The sequence below is a fragment of the Streptomyces sp. SID14478 genome (assembly GCF_010548525.1).
Lineage (GTDB): Bacteria > Actinomycetota > Actinomycetes > Streptomycetales > Streptomycetaceae > Streptomyces.
Genome location: NZ_JAAGMG010001350.1, coordinates 36,111 through 62,976 on the forward strand (window position 1 = coordinate 36,111; position 26,866 = coordinate 62,976).

A 26,866-nucleotide genomic window follows, 5' to 3' on the forward strand; every position below is an offset into this window, starting at 1 on the left:
GCGGTCAGTCCGGGACTGGTGTGCCCTGCCCAGCGGGAGTCGAGCCGGCGTGGGGTGTCGTCGGGCTTTTGTCTGCGGGTACCGGGGATCCATGAAGCAGATAGAGCTGGCGGGCAAGTCGCTGAAGCAGCGCCTTGGTTGGGCAGTGTGCATAGCGGTCGTGTACGCGGTGATCGGGCTGCCGTTCAACGGGTATCCGTTGTGGCCGGATGCCGTGGGCCGCTTCGTCGTCTTCGGCGGCACGTTGGTGGTGGTCCTGCTTGCACTGGAGTTCTTCGCCCGGAGGCAGAGGCGCCGGAAGAGGCTCTGAGGGGAGTGCCCTCCGAGGGAATGACGCGTCGGAGGTCACCGAGGCCTCGCGCCGGATCGAGTGGTACAACCCTGTCGCATCGGCTTCATACACAGCCGCGCATCTAACTTGCTGCCTTCTGCGTACGGGCGCAGGAACCTGAATGCTCCTGGTGCGGACATCCGGCGGGAATGGAAAGGAGGGGAGTATCAGTCGCTGACCTGGGGTTGTTAGCCTGGCGGGCGTTCATGATGGCGCAAAGCAAGGTATCAACGGTATGACTCTCCAAGCTCCCCACGCCCTGTTCACGTACGGGACGCTGCAGATGCGAGAGGTGCAGCTCGCGCGCTTCGGGCGGGTCCTCAAGGGGCGCCGCGACGCGCTGCCCGGATACCGCACCACGGAGCTCCGCATCACTGATCCCGATGTCATCGCAGTCAGTGGCACCGACCGGCATCTGCTGGTCATCCCGTCGAACGACCCGTCTGACGCGGTCGAGGGAGCAGTGCTGGAGTTGACCGACGAGGAACTCGCCGCAGCAGACGACTACGAGGTCGACGACTACGCGCGCGTCGCGGTGACTCTCGTGTCGGGCACGAAGGCGTGGGCGTACCTTGAAGCCGCCCGAGAGGCCGTCTGAGGACTTTCCGCGGGGGCCCAGCCGAGCAGGAGCGTGCGCCGAGGCGCGGAGTCCGTCGAGGAAAAGCGTGGCTGTCTTCTTGTAGGGGGGTGGCGGAGCGGCGGCGTGCCTGAGGCGACGCAAGGGTGGCCGATGATTTCGCGGCGTACGGACGGTCGTTATGAGGAAGACGAAAAGGACGGAGATGCACCATGCCCACCGGTGAATCCGCACGACAGCCCACGACCGAACTCGATGCCCGCTACAGCTCGGCGCTCAACCCCCGACCGCAGGCGGAGGAAGTGGCGCCGACCGCGTGGCACGAGGCTGAGCGGCAATTGAATGCTGCTGAAATCTTCTGGTTGTCCACTGTCCGGCCCGATGGCCGACTACATGTCACACCCGTGATCGCCGCGTGGCACGACGGGGTGCTCTACTTCTCCAGCGGTCCGTCTGAGCAGAAGTCGAAAAATCTCGCCCGCGACGGGCACTGCGCCTTGACCACTGGTGCGAACTCGCTCACTGAAGGTCTCGACCTCGTGGTCGAGGGAGAGGCACGGCCGGTCACTGATCCGGCGATGCTGGAGAAGGTGATTGCGGCGTATGAGGCGAAGTACGGCGCGCACATCACGTCCCCCGAAGGCACTTTCCACGGGATCGGGGACGGCTTCCGCAAGGGCGATGTGGCGGTGTTCGGAGTGGCACCGGGCACGGCGTACGGTTTCGGTCGGGACAACGGGGTCTATACGCATACCGGTTGGGCTTTCTGAGCAGCCGATCCACCTACAGAGCGCCCCCGCCCCCCCTCCCGGGGGCGACGGGGAGCCCCCGGGGACGCCCACGTGTCGCCGCCGCGACAGCTGATCAACAGCCTTGCCCAGGGCTCGAATTGTGGCTGAGCGTCAATCGTGGCAACACCGTTCTCAGGGTGCGGAGATCTCTCCGGCCGTCGGCTGCCACTCCCGTCTGAGCAGTCCGAACACCCACGAGTCGGATACCTCACCGTTCACGATGCAGTCTTCCCTCAACGTCCCTTCCCGCACGAATCCGATCTTCTGGAGGACTCGGGCCGATGCCACGTTGCGCGTATCGGTCTCGGCCTGGATGCGATTCACGTCCAGGACGTCGAATGTCCACTGCAGCAAGGCGTGCGCGGCCTCCGTCGCGTATCCATGACCCCACATCGCTTCGTCGAGGACGTAGCCCAGTGACGCGCTGCGGTAGTCCCGGTTCCAGCCGGTCAGACCACACCAGCCGACGAACGCCCCGTCAGAAACACGATCGATGACCACCCGGGCACCGGAGCCCTCGTCCGCCATCTCGCGGCACCTCGCGATGAAGCGTGCGGCGCGGGTCCGCTCGGTCCACGGCGGGGAGTCCCAATAGCGCATCACATACGTATTGCTGTGCAGCGCGAAGAGGAGATCCGCGTCGGCGTCGGTGAAGGGGCGCAGTCGCAGGCGAGGGGTGTGCAGTACCGGGGTGTCCAACGTCATGCGCACCATCTTGTGACCTACTGGGGTGGGCAGGACACCGAATATCCGATCGACGTCCACGCCGCTTCGGCTTGCTCACCGGTTGCTCGGAGGCGGCCGTGTCCCACAACTGCATCGCCTGCCGGGCGGCCCCCGTGAGGCTGAACCGATGAGCACCGGCCTTGCCTTTCGGTGGAGCGGGGTCACTGATCGCGGCTACCGAAGGCCGCGGCGCCCTCCTGCCCCTTCACTTGGTTTTCTGTCACATACGGGCGTAGTTCCGCCTCGTAGGCGGTGAAGGCGGTGGCGTGATCACCGTCGGCCGCGGACAGTGCCCGAGCCAGGGTGCGGGCGCCGATCAGGGCTTGTGACGTACCCATGCCCGCGGTCGGTGCGGCGCAGTATCCGGCGTCGCCGACGAGGACAACCCGTCCGGTCGACCATGTGTCCAGGTGGACCTGGCTGGAGGAGGAGAAGTAGAAGTCGTCGGCGGCCGACATCGCCTTCAACAGTTCGGGAGCGATCCAGCCGGCCCCGGCGAACGCCTCCTTCAAGGCCTGCTCCTGCTCGGCCCGTGGGCGACGGTCCAGGGTGGGCGCATCAGTTGCGAATGACAGACTCACTGACATCTTGTCGGCGTCGGCGGCGCTGAACGCGTAGATGGCGGTGCCGTCGCCGGTCTGCAGTACTCCCCTGTGGTCGAGACCGAGGACGTTGTCAGCGGTGAAGCCCGCACCCGACATGCCCAGGTGGCGGAGCGCTTCCTCGTGGGGACCGAAGGCCAGTCGACGGGTCTTGGAGAAGAGCCCGTCCGCGCCGACCACCAGATCGAAGGTCCGAGGGGTCCCTTGCTCGAACTCGACGGCGACACCGCCGTCCTGCTGGGTGAGCGTGGTGATGGAGTCGTCGAAGATGTAGGTGAGTTCGGGTTCGGTGAGACGGTGCAGGATCTGGGTCAGCTGGGGTTTGGGGACCTCCAGTTCGCCGGCGAACGTCTCGGCGGGCAGTTGGCCTATCTCGGCCCCGTCAGCGTCCACCACCGTGGTGCCGCGCATCGCGGTGTCGTGGCCGCGGATCTCGTCCAGGATGCCGAGTTCGTCGAGGACGTCGAAGGCGGCGCCGCGGAAATCCACGGCGTAACCGCTGCCGCGCAAGCCGGGGGCGCGTTCGACGACGGTGACGTCGTAGCCGTCGCGGTGCAGGTAGTGCCCGAGGGCGGCGCCCGCCACACCGGCGCCCGAGATGAGGACCGTGGTGTTCGTCATAGGGTCGGACGGTAGCCCCTGTTCGGCCCCTGGGTCTGCTCATTTGGATCAATCAAGAGCCAAATAAGCCTCAGATCAGAGCCGTTGGAGATCGGGAAGGCCCTACTCGCAGGCACTGGGAGATACCTGAACAAGCTCGGATGGGACCATCCTGTCGTCCACGACCTCCCGGGGTGTGTACATCACGCAGCCACTGGCGACCACGTCCACTTCCGCAAAGGGCCGCCGGCGCCAGATCTGAGTGTCGGACGGCGTCACCGGGGTCAGAACCGCGTAGTTGGTCAAGGATCCGTCAGCGGTGTCTGAGAGGGAACGACGGAAGGGCCCCACCTGCTGCCCGCGCAAGGAGTGGACGCGGGAAACAGGAGGGGCCCTGACAGACCCGGCCGCGACGAAGGGAAGGAGCCGCGGACCAGGCCGGTATTAGAGGATGCGCTCGGGAGCGTCGAACTGGTCGACGGGCTCGTTGGTGCACGCGGCCACGGGGCCACCGAGCACGTTGCCGCCGACACCCTGGGCCGCCGGGACGGCGCAGCGCAGGTCGACGTGAGCGAACGGAGCGCCGTAGGAGTTGGCGACGCCACCGGGGTCGCCAGCGATGGCGACGTCACCGTTGTCGGTGGCGAACTCCGTGGCGCCGGTGCCGTAAGCGGTCTCGCCGGCGGCCGCGCGGGCGGCCTGGTTGGCCTCGTGCGCGTTGGTCATGGTCTCGGCCGTCGGCCCACCGGTGTGGGCGGAGGCGATACCCGCGGCACCAACGGTGGCGGCGGTGGCGGCGGTCGCGAGCGCGGCGCCGGCCAGAACCTTACGGATCATCTGGAGCTCCAAGGGTGTGGGGGCGGGCGGCTTTGTGCAGCCCGTTGATCACCTGAAACGGGGCATGAGGCGAAACGTCACGGCTCAACTCCCCGTACGGACCAACAGCCACGGCGCAGTGCACTCCGACGGCGCACCCGGTCATTTCGTCGCCTCGTGCTCGCAGTCGTCCACCTGGCCTTCGCCCGGCTGACATCGGCTACCACCGCCGGAGCCTGATGCAGCGTCAGGGAGGGGTGGTTCCGGCTCTGTCCCGAAGGGGTGCGCCGCATTCGTCGTGAGGTCGACCGGCGCGGCGGTGTGGGGTGGTCACCTGAACGGCCGCGAGGTGGCGAAGCCTGCGTGCGGTGTGTCAACCGGGTGGTGATGTGATCGCACCGTCGCGCGGCACCCCCTACGTCGCTGGAGCGGTGACGAGCATGAGGCAAAACCATGTGTTTCACCGACCGAAGGAGTTCCCGTGAGTCTTTGCAGATCCTCGTCCTCGCGTTGGGTTGCCGCTGCTGCGACGGTCGCCGCAGTCGGGTTCGGCGCCGTGCCGGCGCACGCCGAGGGAATGGAGTACAGCACCTACAGCCTGGAGGCGGCACCGCCCGCATCGACCGGCGCGGTGGCTTCCTCGGCGACGGGCGGTCCGCAGGGAACGTTCACCACCAACAGCACCCGCCCGCGGATCTCCGCAGGAAGCTCGGCATTCCTCAATTCCGCCACGCCCTTCGGGGAAGCGTTCGGCTCCTCCCAGGGCAAGCCCTACCTCAACCTGGCGACTGCCTCGGGCCGTACGCCGTCCACCACGAGCTTCACTTTCGACCAGGTGCCGACGCCCGGTGCCTGGGGCATCGCGCTCGGCGACATCGACGCGGACGACGTGAAGATCTCCGCCACCGGTCCGGACGGACAGTCCCTGAGCGCGGAGCAGCTGGGGTTCCAGAACACCTTCAACTACTGCTTGGGGACGCCTCGTCCTTCGGGGTGCACGGGTGGGGGACCGTTCACCGATCAGCCCGCATGGGACGCCGCTTCCGCCACGCTGCACGGCAACGGCCGCGACACCTCCGGCGCGTCCGCATGGCTGCGGCCGACGGCCGAGGTCCGCACCCTCACCCTGACCTTCTCGGTTCGCACCGGTATCCCTTCCTACCAGGTGTGGTTCGCGGCCCAGACCGACAGCATCAGCGGGACCGTCCACGACCAGGACGAATCGCCGCTCCCGGAGGGCACGGTCGTGGAACTCGAGCACCCCGACGGCCAGCCCGTACTCGACGACGACAACGAGCCCGTCACCGCTGTTCCGGACGCACAGGGCCACTACACGTTCCCTGACGTGGCCGCCGGCGACTACGAGGTCCACGTCGTTCCGCCCCACGGCTACGAGGCACAAGGGCCCAGCACGGTGGACGCAGAGGCCGAGAAGGGAGATGTGACGGGCGTCGACTTCACCCTCGCCCCGGCGCAGGACTGCACCTGCGACCACCACGAGTCCCCTGGCTACGGAAACTGACGGGCCATCGCTTGCCCTGCTCCGGGACGAACACCTGAACAGAGCACGCAGCCCCGGCTCGGCGTACCTGCAGATCGACGCGGGCGCCGGGCCGCGGCCGTCATACGGAGAGGCGGCGACGTAAGTCTCGACGACAGGCATCAGCTCTGGGCGCCGGAGTCGCGCCCGTCTCGCGGGGCACGGGCCGGCTCTTCGCATCTGCTGGTGCGCGGGTTGCTCCATCTTGTCCTGCGTGGGTGTGGCCCGGCCCTCGGCGGGGTGTGAGCCACTGCGGTTGCTGGCACGGATGTCGTCGACCTGCGGCCGGCTCAGCGATGAACTCTCCGGCCGATTTCTCTACACGAGGAGTTCGTTGATGATGTCTCGTCTGGGCTCGCGCGCGAGCCTGATCGCCGTGACGACGATGGCTCTGGCTCTGCCCGCGGCGTCCGCGTACGCGGACGCCGCCCCCAAGAACTGCAACGCCCAGCAGAAGACGGTCAACCGCCACCAGGCGACCGTGGACTCCCTGACGGCCCGGTTCCAGGCGGAGCAGGCCAAGGAAGCGGAACTGTACGACGACCTCCAGGACGCTACAGGTCAGGTCGATCACCTCGCCGACCGGCTCGGGGACCTCAACGACCAGATCAACGATGCCGACCCCACGAGCGCCGCGTACGGCGATCTGACCGCGCAGCGGGACGCGACCAAGCAGGACCTGACCAAGGCTCAGAAGCAGGAGCGGGCGGCCTACGAGGCGTGGTCGGCGTTCAAGCCGGACGCGGAGCTGGCCGGACAGCGCAAGAAGGCCAACACCCTTCTCAAGGGAGCCACCACCCGACTGGCCACGTGCCAGAACAGCCTGCCGGCCTGACCCTCGGCCTGATGCGGCCGCCCTGGACACGGGCACGGAACGCATAGTCGCTTTCCGTGCGGAGCGGCTGCTTCTTGTTCTTGCAGGTAAGTGCCATGCGTGGCTGGACCCGTCGTGGCCCAGCCACGCATTCGGCAGGTGAGGACCCGCCTGATGAGCTCGTGAGTCAGGTTCCGAAGCTCGCGCACCTGGGTCTCGGTGGCTCGGCGGTGTGCGGGGGGAGCGCGGTGCGTCTCCAATGAACGGTCAACGTAGGGTTCTGCGGAGTGAGGTGGAAGAGCGCATAAAGGGGGCATAAAATGCGAGTGTCGGACGGCGCCTGTCCCCTTCGATTGCATAGGTGGCGCCGGGTCGGCCGACGATTCCAGGGGGATGTAAGCAGCCTGGTAAGGCGCGATCATGAAACCCCATGCGGAGTCCCGTCAGCGTTGGAATAGTCCTCAGTGGCCGCAAGACCGTTACCGATCAGAGGCTCCGTCCCTGCAGGCCGAGCCCGCTCAGCGTGCCGCCCTCCCGAATGTCCGTGCGTCCCATGCGCGGCGCGCCCGGTGGTTCCTCTGGTTCTTCCTCGCTGTGCAGGTGTTGTTCATTGTCTGGATCGTCGCCGGAGTGCGATCGGGATCCGGCTCTCCCGCAGACTGCGGTTCGTTAGATGCGCAGACGTGTAACGACGCCGAGAACGCTGGAACGGCGGTCGGTGTCGGGTTGGTGATCCTGCTCTGGGCTGCCGTCGACATCATTCTTGGCATCACTTACGCAGTGGTCCGGCTTGCGCGACGCCCCTGACCGGCCGACGAAGGACTCCGGGGCCGTGGTTCTCGCGGCGCCCGTGGAGCTCAAGGGCGTCGGCGCGTGCTCAGCGGAGTTGGCGGGCGACGGTGAGCAGGATGACCGAGTCCTCGACTGCCTCCAGGCCGTGGTTGGCATTGGGGACGTGGAGGAGGTCGTGGGGGACGCCGTCCAGGGACTTGCCTTCCATGGTGAGCCGGACGTGGCCGCGGATGACGAGAACGGTGGCGTCGCCGGGGTTCTGGTGGTCGGAGAGGGTGGCTCCTGCCGCCAGAGCGATCATGGTCTGGCCTAGCGCGATGCCGTGGCCGCCGTAGACGGTTTTGGCGCTGCGATCGGAAGGCGTGCCAGGTGCCTCGGCGAGCAGTTCATCAGCCATCGGGCTCAAGGGGACGATGTCCATGCCGTCAGCCTAGAGGTCAGGTCGGTAAGGCACCTGCTGATGGACGCCGCAGGATCCGCTCCCTCGCCAAGAACTTCTTTAGGCGCCACCAAGGGCGCCTTTCTTATTGAGGGTTTCTTTGCTCGCATCCTTGCTTCTGCAGGACAGTTGTTACCTTTCGTTGCCTTTTCCTATGTTTTCGAAGCCTACGTTTCTTACGTACCTACTCGAAGCAGTTGGCAGAAAGGTCGAATGACATGTCGAACTCGCGAGTCATCCGTACCACTCTGGTGTCGGCGGTTCTTGGTATAGGAGCTGTCACCGCTCTGGCCTCCACCGCCGGCGCCGCAACCCCCCAGGGCGTGAGCCCGCAGCCCGCCAGTGCGGTTGTGGCCGACGCGTCCAACGGTGGCGGAGGCAGCCAGGACCTCCACCTCAGCGACGGCAGCGTTGCGCACGTGACCGACCTGGGCGGTGGAAAGTGGAAGGCCGAGGTCACCCGCAACGGCCGCCACATCGCAAACCTGGACTCCACGCACTCCACCAGCCGCGTCCACGGCTCCATCTACGCACTCAACCAGGCGAACGGGTTCGTCGGCGTCCAGGAGCCCTCCGGCTGGCACAGTGAGTCCGACGTCGCCCGCCCCGACGTCCACCACCACAGCAGCCCCATCCACCACGACCACGGCACGCCCGTTCACCACGACCGCAGCACGCCCGTCCACCGCGACCAGCAGCGCGGAGTGCAGCCGGAGCACCGGCAGGGTCCGCTTGGCCAAGGGCACAAGAGCACCGGCGCCCAGCACTCCGCCAAGCAGGCCGGAGCCGCGACCCGGCAGGTGACGCTGTCCAACGGCGCCATCGCGCACATCACCCACCTGCGCAACGGCCAGTGGCAGGCGAAGATCACCATGCACGGCAAGCAGATCGCCGAACTCACCAACGCCCACCGCACCGCCAGCGCGGACGGCTACACCTACGCGCTCAACATCCACACGGGAGACATCGCTGTACGCAAGTGATCCTTCGTCAAGACCCCCGATGAGCAGGCCGGTGCGACCACGCAGTCGCACCGGCCTGCTCATCGGGGGGCCCGGTCCGGCCGGCGCCCCGCGCCGAACAGCGGCTCGCCACTGTTCGCGAGGCACTGGTGATGTTGTGCTGGACGACTTCAGGCACCGGCCGTTGGCGACGACCTGATAGTCGCTTCGGATGTGAACCTCCCCTTCCCCCTGGCCAGGGCCGTTCGGGGCAGGGACCTCGTGTGAGACCGCGTGTTGTCAGTGGCGGGTGGCAGCATGAGCAACTTGATCCGCCCGCTCCGGTACGGAGCGGGCTGCCCCACCTGCGATTCGGAGTACCGACATGACCCGCACTGAATTGGTGGCTGCCCTGGCCGAGCGCGCCGAGGTGAGCCAGAAGGACGCGGACGCGGTGCTGACCGCGTTCGCCGCGACGGTCGGCGACGTCGTGGCCAAGGGGGACGAGAAGGTCACCATCCCCGGCTTCCTGTCCTTTGAGCGCACCCACCGTGCCGCGCGGGAAGGCCGCAACCCGTCCTCGGGAGAGGCGATGACCATTCCGGCCGGTTACAGCGTGAAGGTCTCCGCGGGCTCCAAGCTCAAGGACGCCGCCAAGGGCAAGTAAGCCGCACCGGCACAAGTGAGGGGCGGGCACCCGGGGTTGGGTGCCCGCCCCTCATGCGTGAAATCTTCGACGGTCGCCTGGAACGTGATGCGCCGGCCCACGGTTGCCCCGCTTCCGCGGGCGGGTTGCTGCCCGATACGGGGCCGCGGTGCCGGGGAGTCGTGGCGTCATTGCAGCCGCATAGGTGGTGCGGATGTGGGTAGTTGGGCGTCTGTTCGCATTGGTGTGTGCATGAGGGGTGGGGGACGTGAGAGTCCTGTGGTTCAAGTGGCGTCGTGCGTTGGGCAGAGCAACCGCATTGACCGCGGTGACGGGGGCGGCAGCCGCCTGCGTGGTGTGGTCCGGACCGGTCGCGGAGGCCGCGGCCGGGCAGCCGACGCCGGTCACGGCCTACACCCAGCGCAGTGAGGCAGGGGATTGGGTCGGCGCAGGCAAGACCTCGACGTACCGGTCGCCGGCCGCGGACATCCGGGTTGACGGCGACGCCACCTACGCGACGATGAGAGTCGAGTCCGATGACGTGACGTGGACGATCGAGATGCAGGCGCCCGCGGGCGACCAGCTGACTCCCGGGGTGTTCCGCAATGCCGAGCGTGCACCCGGGCCCACCGGCCGGGCGCCCGGCCTTGCGGTGAGCGGGGACGGCCGCGCCTGCAACATCGTGTACGGGCAGTACACGATCAACCAGATCAGCACCGACAGCACGGGCGCCATCACGCTGCTCGACGCCTCGTACGTCCAGCGGTGCGAGGCCCCCGATGCTCCCGCGCTGCGGGGCACGGTCAAGTACAAGGCGCTGCCCCTGTCGTTCTCGTACGTCAGCGAGCCGGGCGACTACGCAGGAGGAGGCCGCAGCCGCACCTTCACCGGCGGTACCGGCACGTTCTCCCTCGACGGAGCCGTGGACGAGCGCCTCGACTACCGGGTCACCGGACTGCGTGAGACCTGGGGCGCGCTCGTCGCGGCCCCCTCGGGGCAGTCGCTTGAGGCGGGCCGCACCTATGAGGCGAACCGGATGGGCGATGACGGGCTGGCCACACTGGACGTCGGCGGGGGATGCAACCACAGCAACGGCGAGTTCACGGTGAACAAGCTGGCCACGGACGCGGCGGGACAGGTCACCGGTCTCGCCCTCACCTTCGAACAGCACTGCGAAGGCGCGGAACCGGCGCTGCGCGGGACCATCCACTACTTCGCCTGACTGCCTGACTGCCTGACTGCCTGACTGCCTGACTGCCTGACTGCCTGACTGCCTGACTGCCTGACTGCCTGACTGCCTGCGCCGGACGCTTTCGGTTGGGGGCGAGGGGCAGTTTCCTGGGGCCGAGATGCACCGACTCGGCCCCTTTGGCGTGCCTGGGTGCTGAGCCTCGCGGACAGGCTGGGCACCCTCTCCGAACACGGCGCGAAGCCATGCCATCCATTGCGCTCAGCGGCTCACCCCTCGGGACGGCTCCGCACGTGGGCGATCCGGGTGTGCATCAGGGTGATGAGGCCGCCGGCGGCGAAGGGCAGAATGCCTTCGCCGCCGGGGGTGTGCGTCCAGGCCTGGTCGTACCAGTAATCGAAGCGGGAGCTCTGGAGGACGAAACCGTGCAGCAGGTAGCCGTACAGGGTGCCCGCGCCCAGCGTGGTGCACCACAGAGTGCGTCCGGGAACCCGGGCGAAGGGGCAGGCAGTGAGCAGCAGTGAGCAGTCGACGGGGGCGGAAACGTACAGGCCCGGGCGACGACAGACGGCTGCCCTCACCCAACGAGTGGGTGAGGGCAGCCGGTTGTGCCGTGAGTAGGGGTGTCAGGTGTCAGCGTCGGCCTTTGAGGCGTTCGAGGCCGGCGACGCCGACGGCGGCGAGGGCGACCTGGATGATGATTTCTATCCAGTCGATGCCCTTGGTGTCCGCGACGTCCGCCGCGCCCGCGATGGCGGTTCCGATGAGTGCGGCGACGATGCCGACGGCGATGGTCCACAGGATGCCGATGTGCTGGCGGCCCGGGAGCACGAGGCGGCCCAGAATGCCGATCACGATGCCGATCACGATGGCGGTGATGATCCCCGAGATCTCCATGTGCCTGCCTTCTGTGAGTGAGTCGAGGTGAACTACCAAGACTCCGAATGCCCCTATACGACCGATGCAAGCCCTCCCCTCGCCGACGTCCTGCCGCGTCGACGTAACCGGCGGCAGCGGAGCGGCTGCACGGGTTCGCGCGAGGGGCCGATCGCGGTCCGTTTGTATGCTCCCGGCCATGAGATTCTTCCGTTCGCGCGGCCAGGGCGAAGCTGGACAGGGGACGAGAACCCCGGTGCATCAAGCCAAAGAGCTTTACGAGGCCAGGCGTTACGCCGAGGCGGAGGCCGAGGCCCGTGCCGTGGCCCGGTCGCGTCCCCGCGATGACGAGTACGCGGCGCTGGCGCTGAACATCGCCGCGATCGCGACGGGTGCCCAGGGCCGTCACGCCGAGGCCCTCGCCACGTACGAGGACGCGTTGGCGGCCTTCACCAGGATATTCGGGGTCGCTCACTGGTTGACCCTGAAGGTGCGCTCGGACCGCGCCCAGCAGCTGGCCGCGCTCGGTCGCTACGCCGAGTGCGAGGCGGAGTGTGCGGCCGTCGCGCTGGCCGCGGCCGGCGGTACCGGCTCGGAGATGGCGCTGCTGACCGCGGCCTCCCGCAACGGACTGGTCTACGCCCTGAATGCGCAGGGACGCCAGGCGGAGGCGGAGGCGCTCGCCCGCGAGGCGCTGGCAGCCCATCGCGCAGCCGACCGGATGTCGCTGGTGCTGCGGCTCGGGCTGGTGCGCAGCCTCAATGGCCAAGCCCGCTACGAAGAGGCCCTCGTGGAGGCGCAGGGCGCCGGCGAGCTGTTCCGTGGTCTGTCCGAAGAGCAGCGCCATCCGGATGCGGGCGCCGTCGAACTCGCCCTTGCCACCGCCCTGTCGGGGCTGGGCCGCGAGGACGAGGCCCGGGGCCAGGCAGCAGCCGCTCATGACGTCTGCCTGGCCTCCTTCGGCCCGAACCACCACCGCACCGTCGAGGCCCGGGCGCTGCTCGGCCGCATCAACGGCGGTTGACCGTCAGCGCAACGGCACACTCTGATCCGGCTGTTGGCGCGCCTTGGGCAGCAAGTCCGGCAGGGGCAACGGGTTCGGGCCCAGGTTTCCTCGTCGTAGGAGTAGCGCTGGCCTGCCCAAGGGTCCGCGATGTTGTGGTAGCCGCGTTCTTCCCAGAAGCTTCGGCGGTCGTGCGTCATGTACTCGATGCCGCGCAACCACTTGGGGCCCTTGTAGCCGAAAGTGAGTCTGTGCGGGGCTGCAGGTGTCGTATGGAGACGGGTGTCGGGGCTGCGATCTGAGGCGTGTGCGGGCCGCAGCCCCGACTACTCCACGTTGCCGGCGGGGTCGCGAGAGCCGGTGCGGCCTGCCGGTGTGTGCTGGTGCCACTTCATCAGCGTGGCGCCCCGGTATCTACTGGGTCACACCTTAGAACGTGGCCGGCTCGGGCGTGCTCTTCCTGGTGGATCATCCAGTCGGGGTGGGTGCCGACGTCGGTGGCCGTCAGAGGGGGACGAGCGTGAGTTCGGTGGCTTTGATGCTGCACCACACGTCGGTGCCGTCGGCGAGTTGCAGGTCCGCGGCAGCTTGCGGGGTGATTTCCACGACGGTGTCGGGAGCGGTGTCGGAGGTGATGGTCAGGCGCAGTCGGCTGCCCGCCGCGGTGATCTCGGTAATGGTGCCCGGCCAGGTGTTGCGGGGGCTGCCGTGGGGCCGTTCGCGGTAGAGCGAGACGGCTTCCGGTGCGGCCACCACGAGCGTTCTGGTGCCGGCGTCGAGTTGCTCGGCCGCGGTGAGCTCCAGTCCTGTGGTGAGCAGGGCGCCGCGGGGGGTGGCGGTGGCGGGCCAGGCGTTGTTGCCGAGCATCCGGGCGACCCATGGTGAGCGGGGGTGGCGGGTGACCTCGTCCGGGGGAGCGTCCTGCAGGGTGCGGCCGTCCGCCAGCACCAGGACGCGGTCCGCGAGGGACACCGCTTCGACGGGGTCGTGGGTGACGAGCAGGCAGACGCCGTGGAAGCCGGCGAGGTGGGTGCGCAGGGTGTGCCGGACGTAAGCGCGTGTGGTCTGGTCGAGTGCGGCGAGCGGCTCGTCGAGGAGCAGGAGCCGGGGGCGGGCCGCCAGGGCGCGGGCGAGGGCGACGCGTTGGGCCTGTCCGCCGGAGAGCTGGGCGGGTTTGCGCTGGGCGAGGTGCCCCACGCCCAGACGGTCGAGCCACTGCTGCGCCTCGCGTCGGGCTTCGCCGCGGCGGACTCCTTGGGCGCGCAGTCCGTACGCCGTGTTGGTGAGCGCGGTCAGATGAGGGAAGAGCGCGCCTGCCTGCGGGACCCAGGCGACGCCGCGTTTGTGCGGGGGCAGGGCGGTGACGTCGGCATCGGCGAGGCGGAGGTCGGCGTGCGCGCGGGGGGTGAGGCCGAGCAGGGCGCGCAGCAAGGTGGTCTTGCCGGCTCCGTTCTCGCCGACGACGGCGATCGTGGTGCCGGATTCGGCGGTGAGCATGAGCTGGTTGAAGCCGGTGACCTCGGCGTGCAGAGACGCGGGAGGCGTGGCGGGTGCCGTGGGGGCTTCGAGGCCGGGGACCTCTACCGGCCCGGTGTCCGGGGTGGCCGGGGTGACGGTGCGGTTCCGCCGGCGCGGTCGGGTGCTGTTTCCGGTCCACCGTCCGCGCAGTCCGACGAGGACGGCCATGGCGATGGCGAGCAGGAGGAGGGAGACGGAGGTGGCGGCTTCCGGGGAGTCCTGCAACAGCAGGTAGACCTGCAGCGGCAGGGTCTGGGTGGTGCCGGGGAGGTTTCCCGCGAAGGTGATCGTCGCGCCGAACTCACCGAGTGCCCGGGCCCAGGCGAGTGCGGCACCGGCGGCGAGGCCGGGGGCGACCATCGGCAGGGTCACGGTGGCGAACACGCGTAGCGGTGAGGCGCCGAGAGATGCGGCTGTCTCCTCGTACGCGGGGCGGAGTCCGGCAAGGGTGCCTTCGAGGCTGATGACCAGGAACGGCATCGCGACGAAGGTGGCGGCGACGACCGCGCCGGAGGTGTGGAAGGGCAGCACGATGCCGAAGGTGTTCTCCAGCCAGGGGCCGAGCAGCCCGCGTCGCCCGAAGCCGAGGAGCAGGGCGACGCCGCCGACCGTGGGAGGCAGCACCATCGGCAGCAGGACCAGGGAACGTACGAGGGTCTTGCCGGGGAATTCGACGCGGGCCAGCAGCCAGGCGAGCGGGACGCCGAGGAGGAGGGAGAGGCCGAGCGCGGCGAAGGAGACGAGCAGCGAGAGCCTGAGTGCCTGCACGACCCCCGGCGAGGTGAGGTGGTCGCCCAGTTCGCCCCACGAGGTGCGGGCCAGAATGCCGGCCAGCGGCAGGAGAAGGAACAGGACCGCCAGCAGGGCGGGCAGCGCAAGCGCGAGTGAAGGGCGCTGGCCGGTGATCCGGCGGTGGCTGACGCGACGCATGACGACGGATCCTGTCGTGGGGGTACGTACGGCGGCGGACGGGGGATTGCGGCCCTGCGGCGGCGGGTGCCGCAGGGCTCGGGCGGCGGCGGTGTTACGGCTTCTGGAAGCCGGCGTCTGCGAGGATCTTCTGCGCCTCGGCGCCGTTCAGCCACTTCACGAAGGTGTCGGCGGCCTTGGCGTTCTTGGAGTCCTTGAGGGCGGCCGCCGGGTAGGAGGCGATGGCGTTCTGGTCGTCGGGGATGTCGACGGCCTGCGCCTTGCCCTGGGCAGCGGTGACGTCGGTCTTGTAGACGATGCCGCTGTCGGCCTCGCCGAGCTCGACCTTGGACAGCACGGCGCGGACGTTGGCCTCCTGCGAGACCGGTTTCACGGTGAGCTTCTGGGCGTCGAGGACCTGCTGGCTGTAGCGGCCGACCGGGACCTCGGGGGCGGCGAGCACGACCTTCAGGTCGGACTTGGTGAGGTCCTTGAGCGTCTTGACGCCCTTCGGGTTGCCCTTGCCGACCGCGATGACCAGACGGTTCTTCGCGATCACCGACGGGGCGTCGGTGTCGGCCTTGAGGCCGTCCATCGTCTTGGTGTCGGCGGTCACCAGTGCGTCGGCAGGGGCGCCCTGCTTGACCTGGGACGCGAGTTCCTGGGAGCCGGCGAAGGAGAACTTCACGGTGGTGCCCGGGTGCGTCTTCTCGTACGCGGCGCCCGCGGTCTTGAAGACGTCGGTCAGCGAGGCGGCCGCGAGGACGGTCAGCTGTGTCTTCTTGTCGGCGGCCGGGGAGGCGGCGGCGCTGTCCTTCTTGCTGTCGTTGCTGCCGCAGGCGGCGAGCGGGACCAGCACGGCCGTGGTGACGAGGGCGGCGGTCACGCGGCACCGGGTGAACATCTGCGACATGGAGGGAGGCTCCTTGGGACATGGCGACAGCCGTCTCCGTTTGTGGGAGGCGGTGCGACGGGTTGAGGTGAGGGCGGTCAGGGGCGGTCGACGTGCACGTTGGTGGACTTCACGCGGGCGGTGGCCTGCATGCCGACCTCCAGGCCGAGTTCCTCGACGGCTTCGCGGGTCAGCAGTGACACCAGCCGGTGCGGTCCTGCCTGGATCTCGACCTGGGCAGCGACGTCACCGAGATTGATCGCGGTCACGATGCCCGGAAAGGAGTTCCGCACCGAGGTCTCGGTGGTGTCGTCGCTGACCAGAGCGCCGCGGGCCAGCTCCACGGCGACGGCCGCGAGATCGCGACCGTCGATGACCCGGTGGCCGCCGCCCTCGCGCTTGGTGGGGATCCGTCCGGCGTCCGCCCAACGGCGGGCGGTGTCCGGACTGACGCCCAGCAGGCGCGCGGCCTGACCAATTGAATAAACTTGCACATGCGGGAGATTACGGACATGCGGCGCGCATCTGCAATGCAGATGTCGGCGCACATATCAGGTGCAGATGCGCAAGGAGTGCCCGAACGACGCTTCTGAGCCCTCTCGTAGGGCCCCGGAAAGACGGGACATTGGACCCCGTCCGATCTGCGAGCCGCCGGGCGACAGCGCCCTCGCGGTTGAGAGGGGGTCCGGGCAAAAGGAGCGCGGGCCCCGTACGTTCAAGGACGTCGGCAGCCCGCCACCTGCGGGTTCGCCCCGTCCAACGACTTTGTGAGGCAGTAACCCATGAGCCTGAGCATCCGCAACCAGATCGCCGGCACCGTCACCTCCGTCACCACGGGCGAGGCCATGGCGACCGTCAAGGTGCGCCTGGTCGGCGGCCAGGACGTGACGGCCGCGATCACCACCGAGTCCGTCAAGGACCTCGGCATCGCCGAGGGCTCCGAAGTGAAGATCCTCGTGAAGTCCACCGAGGTCTCCCTCGCCACCGGTCCGGTTCCGGGCGTCTCCATCCGCAACCAGATCGCGGGCACGATCACCGACGTCGCGGCCGGCGGCGCCATGGCCTCCGTCAAGATCGACGTCGAGGGCGGCGCGCTCACCGCCGCCATCACCAGGGACGCCGTGGCCGACCTGGACCTCACGGCCGGCGCCTCCGTCGTCGCGCTGATCAAGTCGACCGAGGTCTCCCTCGCGGTCGCCTGATCGCACCTCCTCTTCGCGCCGTGGGGCCCGTACGCACAGGCGTACGGGCCCCACGGCGTTTCCGTCCCGCCCGGGCGGCGGGCTGACGAGCCGTGCACAGGCAGATCTTCCGGTCCGGGTCTGGCGGGGGAGCGCATCCGTCGCGGCCTGCGGACGGCGCATGTGAGGGGCTTCGCGCGAGTCGGGGGCGATTGCAGCTCTCGGCTCGTACGAGATCCCTGTAGCCGGTGATCGCTCGGGACGCCGCCCGGCACGGAGTCGGCGCGAGGGAACGGCGGGCGGCGCGGCCGGCAGGGTCTGGGGCTCAGGCCGCGCCGCAACCGTGCGGCTGCCGCCACCCCCGTGTGCGGCAGGCGCCGCCGCAGAGTAGGCATAGACCAATCCGTGCGCCTAGCGCTGGGCTCAGGTGGTCACACGGTCTGTGCAAGCGGAAAGGGCCGTTCAGCCCCACGGGGGAGAGAGGCTGAACGGCCCTGTGTGTCCACGGTAGAGGTTCGATGCGCGTGCCGTTGGCCCTCCGGCAGAGGCATGGCTGGATCGGGTGCCTGACGGAACCTGGTCACCGGGTGGGGCGATGGGGGACTCACGGACCGGTCGTACGGCGTCGGTGAGGCGTCTCATGCCGGTCAGCGCGGGTGCGTCGGGGGCTGACCGGGAGTGGCTGACCGGCGGGTCTGCACTGCTTGTGGGGCTTGGACGTGGCCGTCGCGGTAGCTCGGAGATGCCGTCAACACGGCTTGTTTCGCGGCGTGTTCGGAGCGGCGTCCGTGGTCGCTCAGCCGTTGTCGGCGAGCGCGGCCGTGGGGCCGCCGAGGATGTCGAGAGCCTGGCTGAGCAGCGTGACGACGGCGGAGTTCGCGTCCTGCAGTGCCGCGTTGCGCAGTACGTTGCGCTGCATCTGCACGCCGGTGCATACGGCGATCAGGAGCGCCGCGCGGGCGGTTGCGTCCCCGCCGGGAAGAGCTCCCGCGAGGTCGCTTTGGTAGTGGGCCTCGAGGTGGCCGCGCATGATGTCCACGGCCCGTTCGTTGCCGGCGGAGCGGATGGTGAGCAGTAGTCCTTTGGCCTGATCCAGCGGTGCGTCGCTGAGCAGTGCTTGGGCCACCGCCTGGTTGTTCCCGGGAACCATCATCAGCGGGTGGCGGTAGGTCTCCTGGACCGCCCGGGAGAAGAGTGCTTCCTTCGAGCCGAAGTAGCGGGTGATGAGCCGGGGGTCGACGCCCGCGGCGCGGCCGATGTCACGGGTGCTGGCGCCGTCGTAGCCGCTCAGCGCGAAGACGTCGATCGCGGCTTTCAGGATGGCGCGTTGCGTTGCTTCGGCGTCGCGTGCCCGCGGCTGTGGTCGCGTACCGGCTTCTGCCCTGCTCATGCGGCGCAGTCTAGCGTCGCGAGCAGTTGTCCTCACTTGGGGACCATAGTGGTTGTCCTCAGGTGAGGACATGTTGTTCTCTGCCTGACCGACCTGTGGAAGGAACGTGATCGCATGCGGATTCCGACGCGGTATCTGGGCCTCGACCGCCTGGCCGTCGGTGCGGTCGGCTACGGGGCGATGAGCTTTGCCAACCCCTACGGGCAGGGCGGCGAATACAGCCCCGACGACGTGGCGCGGGAGATCCTGGAACGGGCCGGAAAGCTCGGTGTCACCATGATCGACACCGCGGACGGCTACGGCGACAGCGAGGAGATCATCGGCCGGGCGCTCAAGGGGCGCCGGGACGACTTCGTCGTGGCGACGAAATTCGGCATCGTCTCGGCGCCGTTCGGCGGAGCGGAGGCACGCATCGACGGCAGTCCCGCCTACGCGCGGGAGCGTCTGGAACGGTCGCTGCGGCGGCTGGGTACCGATCACATCGATCTGTACTACCAGCACCGGGTGGACCCCACCGTCCCCATCGAGGAGACCGTCGGCGCCATGGCGGAGTTCGTCGCCGAGGGAAAGGTGCGCCATCTCGGTCTTTCCGAGGCGGCCCCGGACACGATCCGGCGTGCCGCAGCCGTGCATCCGATCGCCGCACTGCAGACCGAGTGGTCGCTGTGGGAGCGGGGCATCGAAGCCGAGATCCTGCCTCTCACCCGGGAGCTCGGCATTGCGATCGTGCCCTACAGCCCGCTGGGACGCGGCGCGCTGACGGGCGCCATCGCCTCGCGCGAGGACCTGAAGAACGAGGACCATCGGCGCGGGCTGCCCTGGTACTCCGAGGAGAACATCGACCGCAACCTCTCCACCCTCGACGTCGTGCGCGCCATCGCGGCCGAGGCCGAGGCGACTCCCGGGCAGGTGGCCCTGGCCTGGCTGTTGGGCAAGGCGCCCGACGTCGTCCCCATCCCCGGCACCCGCCGGCCGGCCTTCTTCGAAGAGAACACCCTGGCCGCCACGGTGTCTCTCACCGAGGAACACTTCGCGGCCCTGGAGCGCATCACGGTGGCGGGCGAGCGGGAGCAGGGAACCGCGGTAGCCGCACAGAACTGGTTCAGCGGGGTCACCCCGCCGCGCTGACCGCGTGGGGGAGCGGTGGCGGGCGCACAGGGGCCACGCCACCGCGCCTGCGGGCAGCGGTTCGCCCCGCGCGCTGGACGGACGTCACAGGTTCTGGCCGCCGGCCACTTCGACGTTCTGAGCAGTGATCCAGCGGCTCTCCTCCGACAACAGCATGGCGACCACCATGCCGACGTCGTCGGGTTCGCCGATGCGGCCCAACGCGTGGTGGCTGCCCAGCTGCGTCACCAGTTCGGGGAACTTCTCGAACGCGTCGTCACCGATGCGGGTGCGCGTGGTGCCGGGCGCCACGGAATTGACGCGGATGCCCCGCGCGCTGAACTCCTTGGCCATGTAGCGGGTCAGCACGGTCAGGCCGCCCTTCATGGTCGCGTAGGCCGAGTAGCCGGCCTCCACGCCGGAGACCAGAGCGGAGTTGCTGGTGGTGTTGACGACGGATCCGCCGTCCGCGATCAAGGGCAGGAGCGTCTGCGTGAGGAAGTAGGGGCCTTTGAGCAGGACGCGCGTGAAGGTGTCGAAGAGTTCCTCTGTCGTGTCCTCGAACATGGCCATCTGCCCGAACCCGGCGTTGTTCACCAGGTGGTCGAACGTGTCGCGCTGCCAGGTGTCGCGCAGCGCATCCACCACTGCGTCACGAAAGGCCGGGAAGGCGGCGGTGTCGCCGACATCCAGACGCAGCGCGACCGCCGAACCTCCGCTCTTCTCGATCTCGGCTACGGCTTCCTCGGCCCCCGGCCGGTTGCTGCTGTAGGTGAGGATCACGCCGGCCCCTCGTCGCGCGATCTGCACCGCGGCGCTCCGCCCGATACCCGAACTGGCACCGGTGATGACAGCGACCTTCATGACAACCACCTTTACGTGAGCGGGGCCGCGAGCCCCGCACGGAATGTCCTCCCCTCCAGGAAACGGTCATGACGTGTCCGCGGGAAGAAAGATCCTCTTCCGCACTTGCACAATCCTCCTGACCGGAGGAAGAGGGAGGACCGGCGAGCGGTGACGCATGTCCGTGGCGGTGGCCTGCCGCTACGGCAAGGCGGGTGCGGAGGTGTGCAGGCGGGCGATGTCCCTGCTGGGAGACGTGCCGAACTGGCGGCGGTATTCCCTGCTGAACTGGGAGGCGCTGTCGTAGCCGACCTGATGGCCGACCCTCGTGATGTCGTGCGGATGGGCGGCCAGAAGAAGCCGGGCCTGCTGCAGCCGGATCTGTTTCTGGAACTGGATGGGGCTCATCGCGGTCACCGCCTGGAAGTTGCGGTAGAACGCGGACTCGCTCATGTCCGCCAGCCGTGCCAGGTCCTCCACCCGGAACGGCTGAGCGTAGTGCTCGCGGATCCACTGCACGGACCGGGCGACGTGCCGGAGACTGCTGTCGGCCAGGCCCAACTGGCGCACCATGCGGCCCTGTTCACCGGTGAGGAGGCGCCAGAGGATCTCGCGCTTTGCCAACGGGGCGAGGACCGCGCGGTCACGGGGATGATCGAGCAGACGCAGGAGCCGGATGACGGCATCCAGCAGTTCCGGCGACGCGTCACTGACGGCGATGCCTGCGGGTGCCTCGCTTTCGGCGCCCGGCGCATCATCCGGTCCCGCCTGCAGGAGGAGTTCGGCGACCGCAGCCGGTTCCAGGACGAGCCCGAACCCCAGCGCGGGCTGCTCCGGAGTCGCCTCGAAGAAGTGCCCGGTGACGGGCAGGTCCACGGACGCGACGAGGTACTGACCCGCCCGGTACTCGTGCACCCGCTCGCCCACGGCGAGCCGCTTGGCACCCTGGGCGATCACCGCGAGGATCAGGCCGGACATCGACGGCGCCGGCGCTGCCGGACGCTCGACCTTCGAGATGAGCACGCCATCCACGGCCGTCGTCCAGTCGTGCCGCGCGTGGCGGTGCAACAAGGTACGTAGTTCGTCGAGTGGCACACCTTCATTCCACCATGCGCTGGGGGAGCGGTGTCCGGGCTGCCCTCCGCGTCTGCTGGGCCCCGCCTGCTGACCGCACTTCCGCGGTGTCGGACTCTTTTGCTCTACGGCGGACCTGTCGCGTTCATCGTGGGGTTCGTCGCCCTTGCCGTACGTGACGCCTGTCTGCGGCATGCGGAGCGCAACGCGCCTATGTGAGCGCCGCGTTGGACGGCGGAGCCCGGAACTGTGCTCGACCTCATGCGGCGGCGGTGAGGTGGACTCGCGGTCATACCGTCGGCGAGTCGGGGAACACGCAGTGGCATGAACACTCATGAGAGTGCAACGACCGGTGGGGACCTGGGGCCGATGGAACGCGGGACGCCGCAGCGGCTTGCGGCGCGTCAACGTATGTGGGTGCAGTCGTGGACGGCGCTGTGTGTACTGGCAGTCCTGTGGTCCTTGGCCTGGATCGTCGGATGGATGAGCGGGGTGGGGGACAGCTGGGCCTTCGCGGCGGCCGGTGTGGTGCTCCTTGGCTGTGGGTTGTGGGCTCGCCGTTCAGCCGTCCGCAACGCTCCGCCGCGCCACCTGTGACCTGGTGACGTGCCGAGTGCCCGGGTAGGGCAGCGGGATGACGGACGGTGTGCGTGCGGGACATGGCGCGCTGGTGTGTCATGCCGGGCGGGCGGCAGGCCGGAGACCGTCCATCAGGAGGTCGAGCAGTCGTCCGGCCTTGGCCTCGTGCTCGGGGCGGGGGGCCACCGTGAAGATGCCGATGAGGGCGGCGGCGATGTCGTCGGCCGTGATGTCGGCGCGGAGGTCGCCCGCTGCTCGGCCGGCGTCGAGAATCGTCGTGATGGCCGCCAGCAGTTCATCGCGGGTCTGCACGTGGGCGATCTCGCCCGATTCGATCATCGCGAGCAGCGTGTCGAGCATGCCGTTCTTGGTGGCGATCCAGCTGCCGAACAAGTCCATCCAGCGGCGCATCGCCGCAGCCGGCGGCAGTTCGCCGAGCAGTTCGTGGGCGCCGGTCGTCAGCCGCACGACCTGGTCCCGGTAGACCGCGTCGACCAGTGACTCGCGGGTCGGGAAATGCCGGTAGAGCGTGGCGATGCCGACTCCGGCCTCGCGCGCGATCGCGCGCATCGACGGCTCCGTGTCGGCCGTCACGAACACGCGGGTCGCCACCGCGAGCAATTGGTCGCGGTTGCGGGTGGCGTCCGCCCGTGGTGTGCGTATCCCCGGCTCAGCCAAAACGGATCACGCTCCGGTTCGTGTTACGGTCGTTCATGTAAACGGATCGTAGTCCGTTTCGGTCGAGGAGGATGCGACATGCACGAACACAGCAGTCCGCTGGCCGCGGAGGGCAGGGCGGTCCGGCTCGATTCTTTCGGCGGCCCCGAAGTACTGGACGTCCGTGAGACTCTCGCCCTGCAAGCCGGTCCGGGGCAGGTACGTGTGCGGGTCACCGCGGCAGGTCTGAACCCGATGGACTGGTTCATGACCGCCGACGCGGACACCGCCGCCCGGTTCGGCCTGAGCCTGCCGTGCGGCTTCGGGACCGACTACGCGGGAGTCGTCGACCAGGTGGGCAAGGGAGTGACCGCATTCGCACTCGGCGACCGGGTGTTCGGGGGCGCCCTGTCCCGCGCGGTCGCCGACATCGTGGTGATCGACTCGGCCGGGGAGACCGCGGCGAACGAGGTTCATCACACCCCCGACGGTGTCGACGACCGTACGGCCGCCACCCTCACGATCGCCGGCCGCACAGCAGCCGCCGCCCTCGCCGTGGTCCGCCCGGGCCCCGGCGACACGGTGCTGATCGGCGGCGCGGCGGGCGGGGTCGGGGTGTTCGCCGTCCAACTGGCCCGGATCGCCGGGGCGCGCGTGATCGGCACCGGGTCGGCGGACTCAGCGGATTTCCTGAGTGCGCTCGGCGCCGAGCCGGTGACCTACGGAGACGGCCTGGCCGACCGGGTCCGAGCCCTCGCCCCCGGCGGTGTCACCGCCGCCATCGACCTGCACGGCACGGACACGGTGCACACCGCGAGAGACCTTGGCGTACCGGACAGCCGCATCTGCACCATCGCCGGGCAGGTCGACGGCGTGCAGGCGGCCAACGGCGCGAACGCCGACCCCGGCACCCTGGAAGAGATCGCCCGCCTGGTCGCGGCAGGCGAACTCCGGGTGCCCATCGCGGCAACCTTCCCGATCGAGCAGATCCGCCACGCGGTCGAGCTCCAGGCCGGTCGACACGTGAAGGGCAAGCTCGTCATCGACCTGTAGACCAAGGCCTGCAGACCATGGCCGTCGTGACGAGGAAGCGCAGTCCTCCTCATGCGAGGGCCCCGGCCCACGGGCCGGCTGCCGGCCCGGCCATCACCGGCCTCCGATTGATCGGTGCCGAACACCCACTGGCGCAGTCGGAGCCGGTCGCTCCGCTCCGACACCTTCTCGTCGAGTCAGCCGGACAGGAAGGAGAGCCGCTGCGTGGACCTCAAGTTGTCGTCCACTTCGCGCTTGGTGAAGTACGTCGGTTTGTGCTGCCAGTTGACGTACAGATCGAGCTGGTCGGAGTAGTGCGGCGAACGCGTGCCGTCGGGCGCGGTGAAGCCGCTCTGCCCAGGTGGCATCACGTCGTAGCCGGTGATGCGGTCGGACGTCGCGACCATCAGGTCGTTCTCGGTACCGCGGTTCATGTAGACAGGGCCGGAGAGCTCCGCGCCGTCGTCCGTCATGGGCACACCCAGGTAGCTGCTCGTCCCGAAAGTGTGCGGGGCCGTGGGCGCCAGCCAGTCCGCAGAGTTGCTGGTCTTGTACGTGTCGGTGAGCGAACTCGCCGTCGAGCGCAGGGCCTTGCGGATCACGTCCGTGGCATTACGGCCGTCGAGCAGATTGACGCGCTGGGGTACGGAGGCCGTCCTGCCCAGCAGGGCGTTGTAGAGGACCTGCCCTCCGGCGGTCACGTGCTGGCTGCCCGGCGTCGGCTTGCCGGGCTCGGGGTACTCCGTGGTGGTGTAGTTCGCGGCGATCTTCTCCGGCAGGCTCTTGCCCAGAGTGTCGGCCAGGGCTGAGGTCAGCCAGGTCCGCATGACGGCGGTGCCGGGGCTGTCGTAGTGCCCGTCACGGTCGTCGTCGGTGTTCCGGCCGTTCCACCGGGCCAGGGCGTCGGACACGCGTCGTTCGGGGCTGTCGGCCGGAAGGCCCGTGGTGGCCTTGCGGATGAGGGGGCGGAACCAGTCCGCGTTGACGTCCGTGAGGGCGGCGTTCTTCATCATCTGCCACAGCTCGTCGGCGCTGATGCTCTTCTTCGCCGCGAGCTGCTTCTGCAGCAGGACGACGCGGTCGGCCCGGGCCCACGGAGTGAAGTCGGAGTTCGGGTATCCGGGCGCGGGGGAGTTGTTCCAGTTGGCCAGCCAGCCTTCCTGCGGGTTCAGGACATGGGGATTGGCGGTGGCCGTGGGCTGCATGCCCCGCCACTCCATGGTGCCGGTGCCGTCGGCGGGCAGCCGCCGGTCCTGTCCTGCGGGGCGGTCGGGGAAGTGCCCGGCGAAGAAGTAGCCGATGTTGCCGTGCCGGTCGCTGTAGTACCAGTTGATGCTGATGGCCAGCCGGCGGGCCTGCTTTTCCCACGCGGCATGGTTGCGGGCCTGCGTGGAGTCGACCCAGGCGAACAGCGACTCCAGTTCCTTCCCCGCCCAGCTGCGCTTCTTGGTGTAGGCGACGTTGCGGTCGGCGTCGACGGCGACGACCGGACCGTGCACGGTCGACTGCACGTCCACCGTGCGGTCGGCCCCGCCCTTGACCCGCACGGTCTCGGTGCGCGTGGTCATCCTGCGGTACGCGCCCTTGTACCGGTAGCGCAGGCGGTCCGCGGGATCGAGGTGCTCCTGATAGATGTCGACGGTGTCACCGTTGCCGGCTGTCGCACCCCAGGAGATGTCGGCGTTGTGCCCGAAGAGGACCACGGGATACGCGAAGGGTGTGTTGCCCACAACGTCGAACCCGGCGCCGTGCAGCCCGACTTCGTACACGTAGGAAGGGTTGAACGAGCCGAACTGCGGCCCGTTCAGCATCAGGCTCTCGGCGCCGCGCGCGCGTTCCTCGCCGACCAGCATCATGTTCGAGAAGCGCGGCTGGCGGGCCGGGGCCCACAGCGCCGTCAGCTGCTCCGTGACGGCGGCCCGGGCATCGTCATTTCCGGCGGTCCCCTTGTCTTTGGCGGGGTGAGGCAGCTGCTGTTCGGGTGACAAAGTGGCCGTCGGTGCTCCCGGGTGCAGGCCGTTGACGGAACCCGAACCGGGCAGTGCCGCGGGGGACTTGGCCCTGGCCGACGCGCCGCTCCGGTCTGCGGCGGACAGGGTCGAGGGGGCCTTGGGATCCACCGCCCAGTGCAGCTGGTCGAAGGCTTCTCGCCCGCGCCGCTTTCCGAACTTGGCTTCCAGCTGGTGGAGTTGGGTGAGGTTGTCGAGTTCTGCGGTGTAGTCGGAGAACCGGATCGCCATCGTGCCGACGGTGACCATCGCGACGTCCAGGCCCGTCCAGTGCTTCGGCTCGAAACCGAAGTCGCCGTACTCCTTCGGCAGCAGCTTGCCCCGGTCGGCGAGCGCTGTGTCGATCCAGGTGTTGAGCCCTCTCGCATAGCCGTCGAGGATGTCCCGGTCGCGGGAGGAGAGGTCCGCGTACTGTGCGCGGACCGAGGCGATGTCGACGTTGCCCCGCACGGCGGAGTCGAAGTCCGCGTAGTCGGCTCCCAGCACTTCCGAGACGGTGCCTTCGGCGCCGCGGCGGGTCATGTCGAGCTGGAACAGACGGTCCTGGGCGGCCGCGTAGCCGTATCCGTAGAACAGCCCGAACGTGCTGGCGGAGTAGATGTTGGGCCCGCCCCACTTGTCCCGCTTGATGGTGACCGACCCGTGCCGCAGCGACGTGAGCGAGACACCGGCCCGCCCGTCGGCGGATGCCCCCGCGTCGGCGTTCGCCTGGGGCATGGCGACGGCTGCCAGGAGCAGGCCGGCGCCCAGCGCACCGGCGAGGCGCCGCCTCCGGTGCCGGGGATGGATGGTCATGGGCTCCGCACTCACAGGGTGGTTCCACCTTCCGTCGAGTCACCACAGAGTCACTGCAAAGGGGAATGAACGCTGTCCTGGGGTGCCACGGAGGTTGCGTGGACCGTGCTCCGGGGGCGTGCCGGTTTGCGGGGTCACCGCGTCACCGCGACTGCGTGCAGCCGGAGCCGGACATTCGACCTACCGGCCGAACGATC

At 68.9% G+C, this 26,866-nt stretch carries 26 protein-coding genes and 1 pseudogene; 12 read left to right on the plus strand and 15 right to left on the minus strand.

Annotated features, from left to right (window positions below; translation table 11 throughout):
- Positions 1–91 precede the first annotated feature (91 nt).
- From G3I40_RS42910 to G3I40_RS42920, 3 genes are all read left to right on the plus strand, one after another.
- Positions 92–310, plus strand: coding sequence for a hypothetical protein (locus tag G3I40_RS42910; protein WP_164560208.1), 219 nt, complete (start codon positions 92–94; stop codon positions 308–310).
- A gap of 256 nt (positions 311–566) precedes the next feature.
- Positions 567–929 (plus strand): gamma-glutamylcyclotransferase family protein, encoded by a 363-nt coding sequence (locus G3I40_RS42915; RefSeq protein ID WP_164560209.1) that lies wholly within the window; start codon positions 567–569, stop codon positions 927–929.
- 191 nt (positions 930–1,120) lie between these two features.
- Complete coding sequence (locus G3I40_RS42920; protein WP_164560210.1) at positions 1,121–1,678, plus strand: pyridoxamine 5'-phosphate oxidase family protein; 558 nt, start codon at positions 1,121–1,123, stop codon at positions 1,676–1,678.
- Between the two features lie 153 nt (positions 1,679–1,831).
- Here G3I40_RS42920 and G3I40_RS42925 read toward each other — a convergent pair whose 3' ends face one another.
- The 3 genes from G3I40_RS42925 to G3I40_RS42935 form a co-directional block, all read right to left on the minus strand.
- Positions 1,832–2,404 carry a GNAT family protein gene (locus tag G3I40_RS42925; protein ID WP_164560211.1) on the minus strand — a complete coding sequence of 191 codons (573 nt, stop codon included), beginning with the start codon at positions 2,402–2,404 and terminating at the stop codon, positions 1,832–1,834.
- A 182-nt stretch (positions 2,405–2,586) separates the two neighbouring features.
- Positions 2,587–3,648 carry an FAD-dependent monooxygenase gene (locus G3I40_RS42930; RefSeq protein ID WP_164560212.1) on the minus strand — a complete coding sequence of 354 codons (1,062 nt, stop codon included), beginning with the start codon at positions 3,646–3,648 and terminating at the stop codon, positions 2,587–2,589.
- A 423-nt stretch (positions 3,649–4,071) separates the two neighbouring features.
- Complete coding sequence (locus G3I40_RS42935; protein WP_164560213.1) at positions 4,072–4,464, minus strand: hypothetical protein; 393 nt, start codon at positions 4,462–4,464, stop codon at positions 4,072–4,074.
- Between the two features lie 460 nt (positions 4,465–4,924).
- Between G3I40_RS42935 and G3I40_RS42940 the strand changes: the two genes are divergently transcribed.
- Together G3I40_RS42940 and G3I40_RS42945 are read left to right on the plus strand one after the other, a co-directional pair.
- On the plus strand, positions 4,925–5,965 hold the full coding sequence (locus G3I40_RS42940) for a carboxypeptidase-like regulatory domain-containing protein (RefSeq protein WP_164560214.1): 1,041 nt from the start codon (positions 4,925–4,927) through the stop codon (positions 5,963–5,965).
- Positions 5,966–6,320: 355 nt separating this feature from the next.
- The gene (locus G3I40_RS42945) at positions 6,321–6,818 is read left to right on the plus strand and encodes a hypothetical protein (RefSeq protein WP_164560215.1); all 498 of its coding nucleotides are present in this window, start codon (positions 6,321–6,323) and stop codon (positions 6,816–6,818) included.
- 856 nt (positions 6,819–7,674) lie between these two features.
- Here G3I40_RS42945 and G3I40_RS42950 read toward each other — a convergent pair.
- Positions 7,675–8,010 carry a cupin domain-containing protein gene (locus G3I40_RS42950; RefSeq protein ID WP_164560216.1) on the minus strand — a complete coding sequence of 112 codons (336 nt, stop codon included), beginning with the start codon at positions 8,008–8,010 and terminating at the stop codon, positions 7,675–7,677.
- Positions 8,011–8,447: 437 nt separating this feature from the next.
- Here G3I40_RS42950 and G3I40_RS42955 point away from each other — a divergent pair, with 437 nt between their 5' ends.
- The 3 genes from G3I40_RS42955 (at position 8,448) to G3I40_RS42965 (ending at position 10,837) form a co-directional block, all read left to right on the plus strand.
- Complete coding sequence (locus tag G3I40_RS42955; RefSeq protein WP_164560217.1) at positions 8,448–9,011, plus strand: hypothetical protein; 564 nt, start codon at positions 8,448–8,450, stop codon at positions 9,009–9,011.
- 343 nt (positions 9,012–9,354) lie between these two features.
- Entirely contained in the window at positions 9,355–9,636 is a 282-nt protein-coding gene (locus G3I40_RS42960; RefSeq protein ID WP_164560218.1) for an HU family DNA-binding protein, read from the plus strand.
- A 298-nt stretch (positions 9,637–9,934) separates the two neighbouring features.
- Entirely contained in the window at positions 9,935–10,837 is a 903-nt protein-coding gene (locus G3I40_RS42965; RefSeq protein WP_164560219.1) for a hypothetical protein, read from the plus strand.
- Positions 10,838–11,073: 236 nt separating this feature from the next.
- Here the strand turns inward: G3I40_RS42965 and G3I40_RS42970 are convergent, their stop codons facing one another.
- On the minus strand, positions 11,074–11,385 hold the full coding sequence (locus G3I40_RS42970; RefSeq protein WP_164560220.1) for a hypothetical protein: 312 nt from the start codon (positions 11,383–11,385) through the stop codon (positions 11,074–11,076).
- A gap of 52 nt (positions 11,386–11,437) precedes the next feature.
- On the minus strand, positions 11,438–11,701 hold the full coding sequence (locus G3I40_RS42975; protein WP_164560221.1) for a GlsB/YeaQ/YmgE family stress response membrane protein: 264 nt from the start codon (positions 11,699–11,701) through the stop codon (positions 11,438–11,440).
- 178 nt (positions 11,702–11,879) lie between these two features.
- Here G3I40_RS42975 and G3I40_RS42980 point away from each other — a divergent pair, with 178 nt between their 5' ends.
- Positions 11,880–12,704, plus strand: coding sequence for a tetratricopeptide repeat protein (locus tag G3I40_RS42980; RefSeq protein WP_164560222.1), 825 nt, complete (start codon positions 11,880–11,882; stop codon positions 12,702–12,704).
- Between the two features lie 86 nt (positions 12,705–12,790).
- On the opposite strand, the pseudogene G3I40_RS47785 reads toward G3I40_RS42980, so the two are convergent.
- The 4 genes and pseudogenes from G3I40_RS47785 to G3I40_RS43000 form a co-directional block, all read right to left on the minus strand.
- Positions 12,791–12,925 (minus strand): annotated as a pseudogene (locus G3I40_RS47785) (sulfite oxidase-like oxidoreductase); the annotation flags it as partial.
- Between the two features lie 262 nt (positions 12,926–13,187).
- The gene (locus G3I40_RS42990) at positions 13,188–15,131 is read right to left on the minus strand and encodes an ABC transporter permease (RefSeq protein WP_164560223.1); all 1,944 of its coding nucleotides are present in this window, start codon (positions 15,129–15,131) and stop codon (positions 13,188–13,190) included.
- 94 nt (positions 15,132–15,225) lie between these two features.
- Positions 15,226–16,023, minus strand: a complete 798-nt coding sequence (gene modA, locus G3I40_RS42995) for a molybdate ABC transporter substrate-binding protein (RefSeq protein WP_164560224.1) — start codon at positions 16,021–16,023, stop codon at positions 15,226–15,228.
- A 77-nt stretch (positions 16,024–16,100) separates the two neighbouring features.
- Positions 16,101–16,496 carry a helix-turn-helix transcriptional regulator gene (locus G3I40_RS43000; RefSeq protein WP_164560225.1) on the minus strand — a complete coding sequence of 132 codons (396 nt, stop codon included), beginning with the start codon at positions 16,494–16,496 and terminating at the stop codon, positions 16,101–16,103.
- 288 nt (positions 16,497–16,784) lie between these two features.
- Between G3I40_RS43000 and G3I40_RS43005 the strand changes: the two genes are divergently transcribed.
- Positions 16,785–17,204 (plus strand): TOBE domain-containing protein, encoded by a 420-nt coding sequence (locus G3I40_RS43005; protein WP_164560226.1) that lies wholly within the window; start codon positions 16,785–16,787, stop codon positions 17,202–17,204.
- Positions 17,205–17,979: 775 nt separating this feature from the next.
- On the opposite strand, the gene G3I40_RS43010 is transcribed toward G3I40_RS43005, so the two are convergent.
- Complete coding sequence (locus G3I40_RS43010) at positions 17,980–18,573, minus strand: TetR/AcrR family transcriptional regulator (protein WP_164560227.1); 594 nt, start codon at positions 18,571–18,573, stop codon at positions 17,980–17,982.
- A gap of 114 nt (positions 18,574–18,687) precedes the next feature.
- Between G3I40_RS43010 and G3I40_RS43015 the strand changes: the two genes are divergently transcribed.
- Positions 18,688–19,701: an aldo/keto reductase gene (locus tag G3I40_RS43015; RefSeq protein ID WP_164560228.1), complete on the plus strand. Its 1,014-nt coding sequence runs from the start codon at positions 18,688–18,690 to the stop codon at positions 19,699–19,701.
- An 84-nt stretch (positions 19,702–19,785) separates the two neighbouring features.
- On the opposite strand, the gene G3I40_RS43020 is transcribed toward G3I40_RS43015, so the two are convergent.
- The 3 genes from G3I40_RS43020 to G3I40_RS43030 all read right to left on the minus strand — a co-directional run bounded on the left by G3I40_RS43020 (position 19,786) and on the right by G3I40_RS43030 (position 22,839).
- A complete protein-coding gene (locus G3I40_RS43020) occupies positions 19,786–20,544 on the minus strand; it encodes an SDR family oxidoreductase (protein ID WP_164560229.1) in 759 nt (252 codons plus the stop codon).
- A gap of 180 nt (positions 20,545–20,724) precedes the next feature.
- Positions 20,725–21,618, minus strand: a complete 894-nt coding sequence (locus G3I40_RS43025; RefSeq protein WP_164560230.1) for an AraC family transcriptional regulator — start codon at positions 21,616–21,618, stop codon at positions 20,725–20,727.
- 654 nt (positions 21,619–22,272) lie between these two features.
- The gene (locus G3I40_RS43030) at positions 22,273–22,839 is read right to left on the minus strand and encodes a helix-turn-helix domain-containing protein (protein WP_343245208.1); all 567 of its coding nucleotides are present in this window, start codon (positions 22,837–22,839) and stop codon (positions 22,273–22,275) included.
- Positions 22,840–22,932: 93 nt separating this feature from the next.
- Between G3I40_RS43030 and G3I40_RS43035 the strand changes: the two genes are divergently transcribed.
- Entirely contained in the window at positions 22,933–23,886 is a 954-nt protein-coding gene (locus G3I40_RS43035; RefSeq protein WP_164560232.1) for an NADP-dependent oxidoreductase, read from the plus strand.
- A 176-nt stretch (positions 23,887–24,062) separates the two neighbouring features.
- On the opposite strand, the gene G3I40_RS43040 is transcribed toward G3I40_RS43035, so the two are convergent.
- A complete protein-coding gene (locus G3I40_RS43040) occupies positions 24,063–26,669 on the minus strand; it encodes a penicillin acylase family protein (protein WP_164560233.1) in 2,607 nt (868 codons plus the stop codon).
- Positions 26,670–26,866: the final 197 nt, after the last annotated feature.

Excerpts from the sequence above, each read along its gene's own strand:
- G3I40_RS42975 (WP_164560221.1), bottom strand. The coding sequence starts at position 11,701 with ATGGAGATCTCGGGGATCATCACCGCCATCGTGATCGGCATCGTGATC.
- G3I40_RS42920 (WP_164560210.1), top strand. The coding sequence starts at position 1,121 with ATGCCCACCGGTGAATCCGCACGACAGCCCACGACCGAACTCGATGCC.
- G3I40_RS42950 (WP_164560216.1), bottom strand. The coding sequence starts at position 8,010 with ATGGACATCGTCCCCTTGAGCCCGATGGCTGATGAACTGCTCGCCGAG.
- G3I40_RS42945 (WP_164560215.1), top strand. The coding sequence starts at position 6,321 with ATGATGTCTCGTCTGGGCTCGCGCGCGAGCCTGATCGCCGTGACGACG.
- G3I40_RS43005 (WP_164560226.1), top strand. The coding sequence starts at position 16,785 with ATGAGCCTGAGCATCCGCAACCAGATCGCCGGCACCGTCACCTCCGTC.
- G3I40_RS42925 (WP_164560211.1), bottom strand. The coding sequence starts at position 2,404 with ATGACGTTGGACACCCCGGTACTGCACACCCCTCGCCTGCGACTGCGC.
- G3I40_RS42960 (WP_164560218.1), top strand. The coding sequence starts at position 9,355 with ATGACCCGCACTGAATTGGTGGCTGCCCTGGCCGAGCGCGCCGAGGTG.
- G3I40_RS43040 (WP_164560233.1), bottom strand. The coding sequence starts at position 26,669 with ATGACCATCCATCCCCGGCACCGGAGGCGGCGCCTCGCCGGTGCGCTG.
- G3I40_RS42910 (WP_164560208.1), top strand. The coding sequence starts at position 92 with ATGAAGCAGATAGAGCTGGCGGGCAAGTCGCTGAAGCAGCGCCTTGGT.
- G3I40_RS42930 (WP_164560212.1), bottom strand. The coding sequence starts at position 3,648 with ATGACGAACACCACGGTCCTCATCTCGGGCGCCGGTGTGGCGGGCGCC.
- G3I40_RS43010 (WP_164560227.1), bottom strand. The coding sequence starts at position 18,573 with ATGAGCAGGGCAGAAGCCGGTACGCGACCACAGCCGCGGGCACGCGAC.
- G3I40_RS42990 (WP_164560223.1), bottom strand. The coding sequence starts at position 15,131 with ATGCGTCGCGTCAGCCACCGCCGGATCACCGGCCAGCGCCCTTCACTC.
- G3I40_RS42980 (WP_164560222.1), top strand. The coding sequence starts at position 11,880 with ATGAGATTCTTCCGTTCGCGCGGCCAGGGCGAAGCTGGACAGGGGACG.
- modA (WP_164560224.1), bottom strand. The coding sequence starts at position 16,023 with ATGTCGCAGATGTTCACCCGGTGCCGCGTGACCGCCGCCCTCGTCACC.
- G3I40_RS42935 (WP_164560213.1), bottom strand. The coding sequence starts at position 4,464 with ATGATCCGTAAGGTTCTGGCCGGCGCCGCGCTCGCGACCGCCGCCACC.
- G3I40_RS43015 (WP_164560228.1), top strand. The coding sequence starts at position 18,688 with ATGCGGATTCCGACGCGGTATCTGGGCCTCGACCGCCTGGCCGTCGGT.
- G3I40_RS43035 (WP_164560232.1), top strand. The coding sequence starts at position 22,933 with ATGCACGAACACAGCAGTCCGCTGGCCGCGGAGGGCAGGGCGGTCCGG.
- G3I40_RS42915 (WP_164560209.1), top strand. The coding sequence starts at position 567 with ATGACTCTCCAAGCTCCCCACGCCCTGTTCACGTACGGGACGCTGCAG.
- G3I40_RS43020 (WP_164560229.1), bottom strand. The coding sequence starts at position 20,544 with ATGAAGGTCGCTGTCATCACCGGTGCCAGTTCGGGTATCGGGCGGAGC.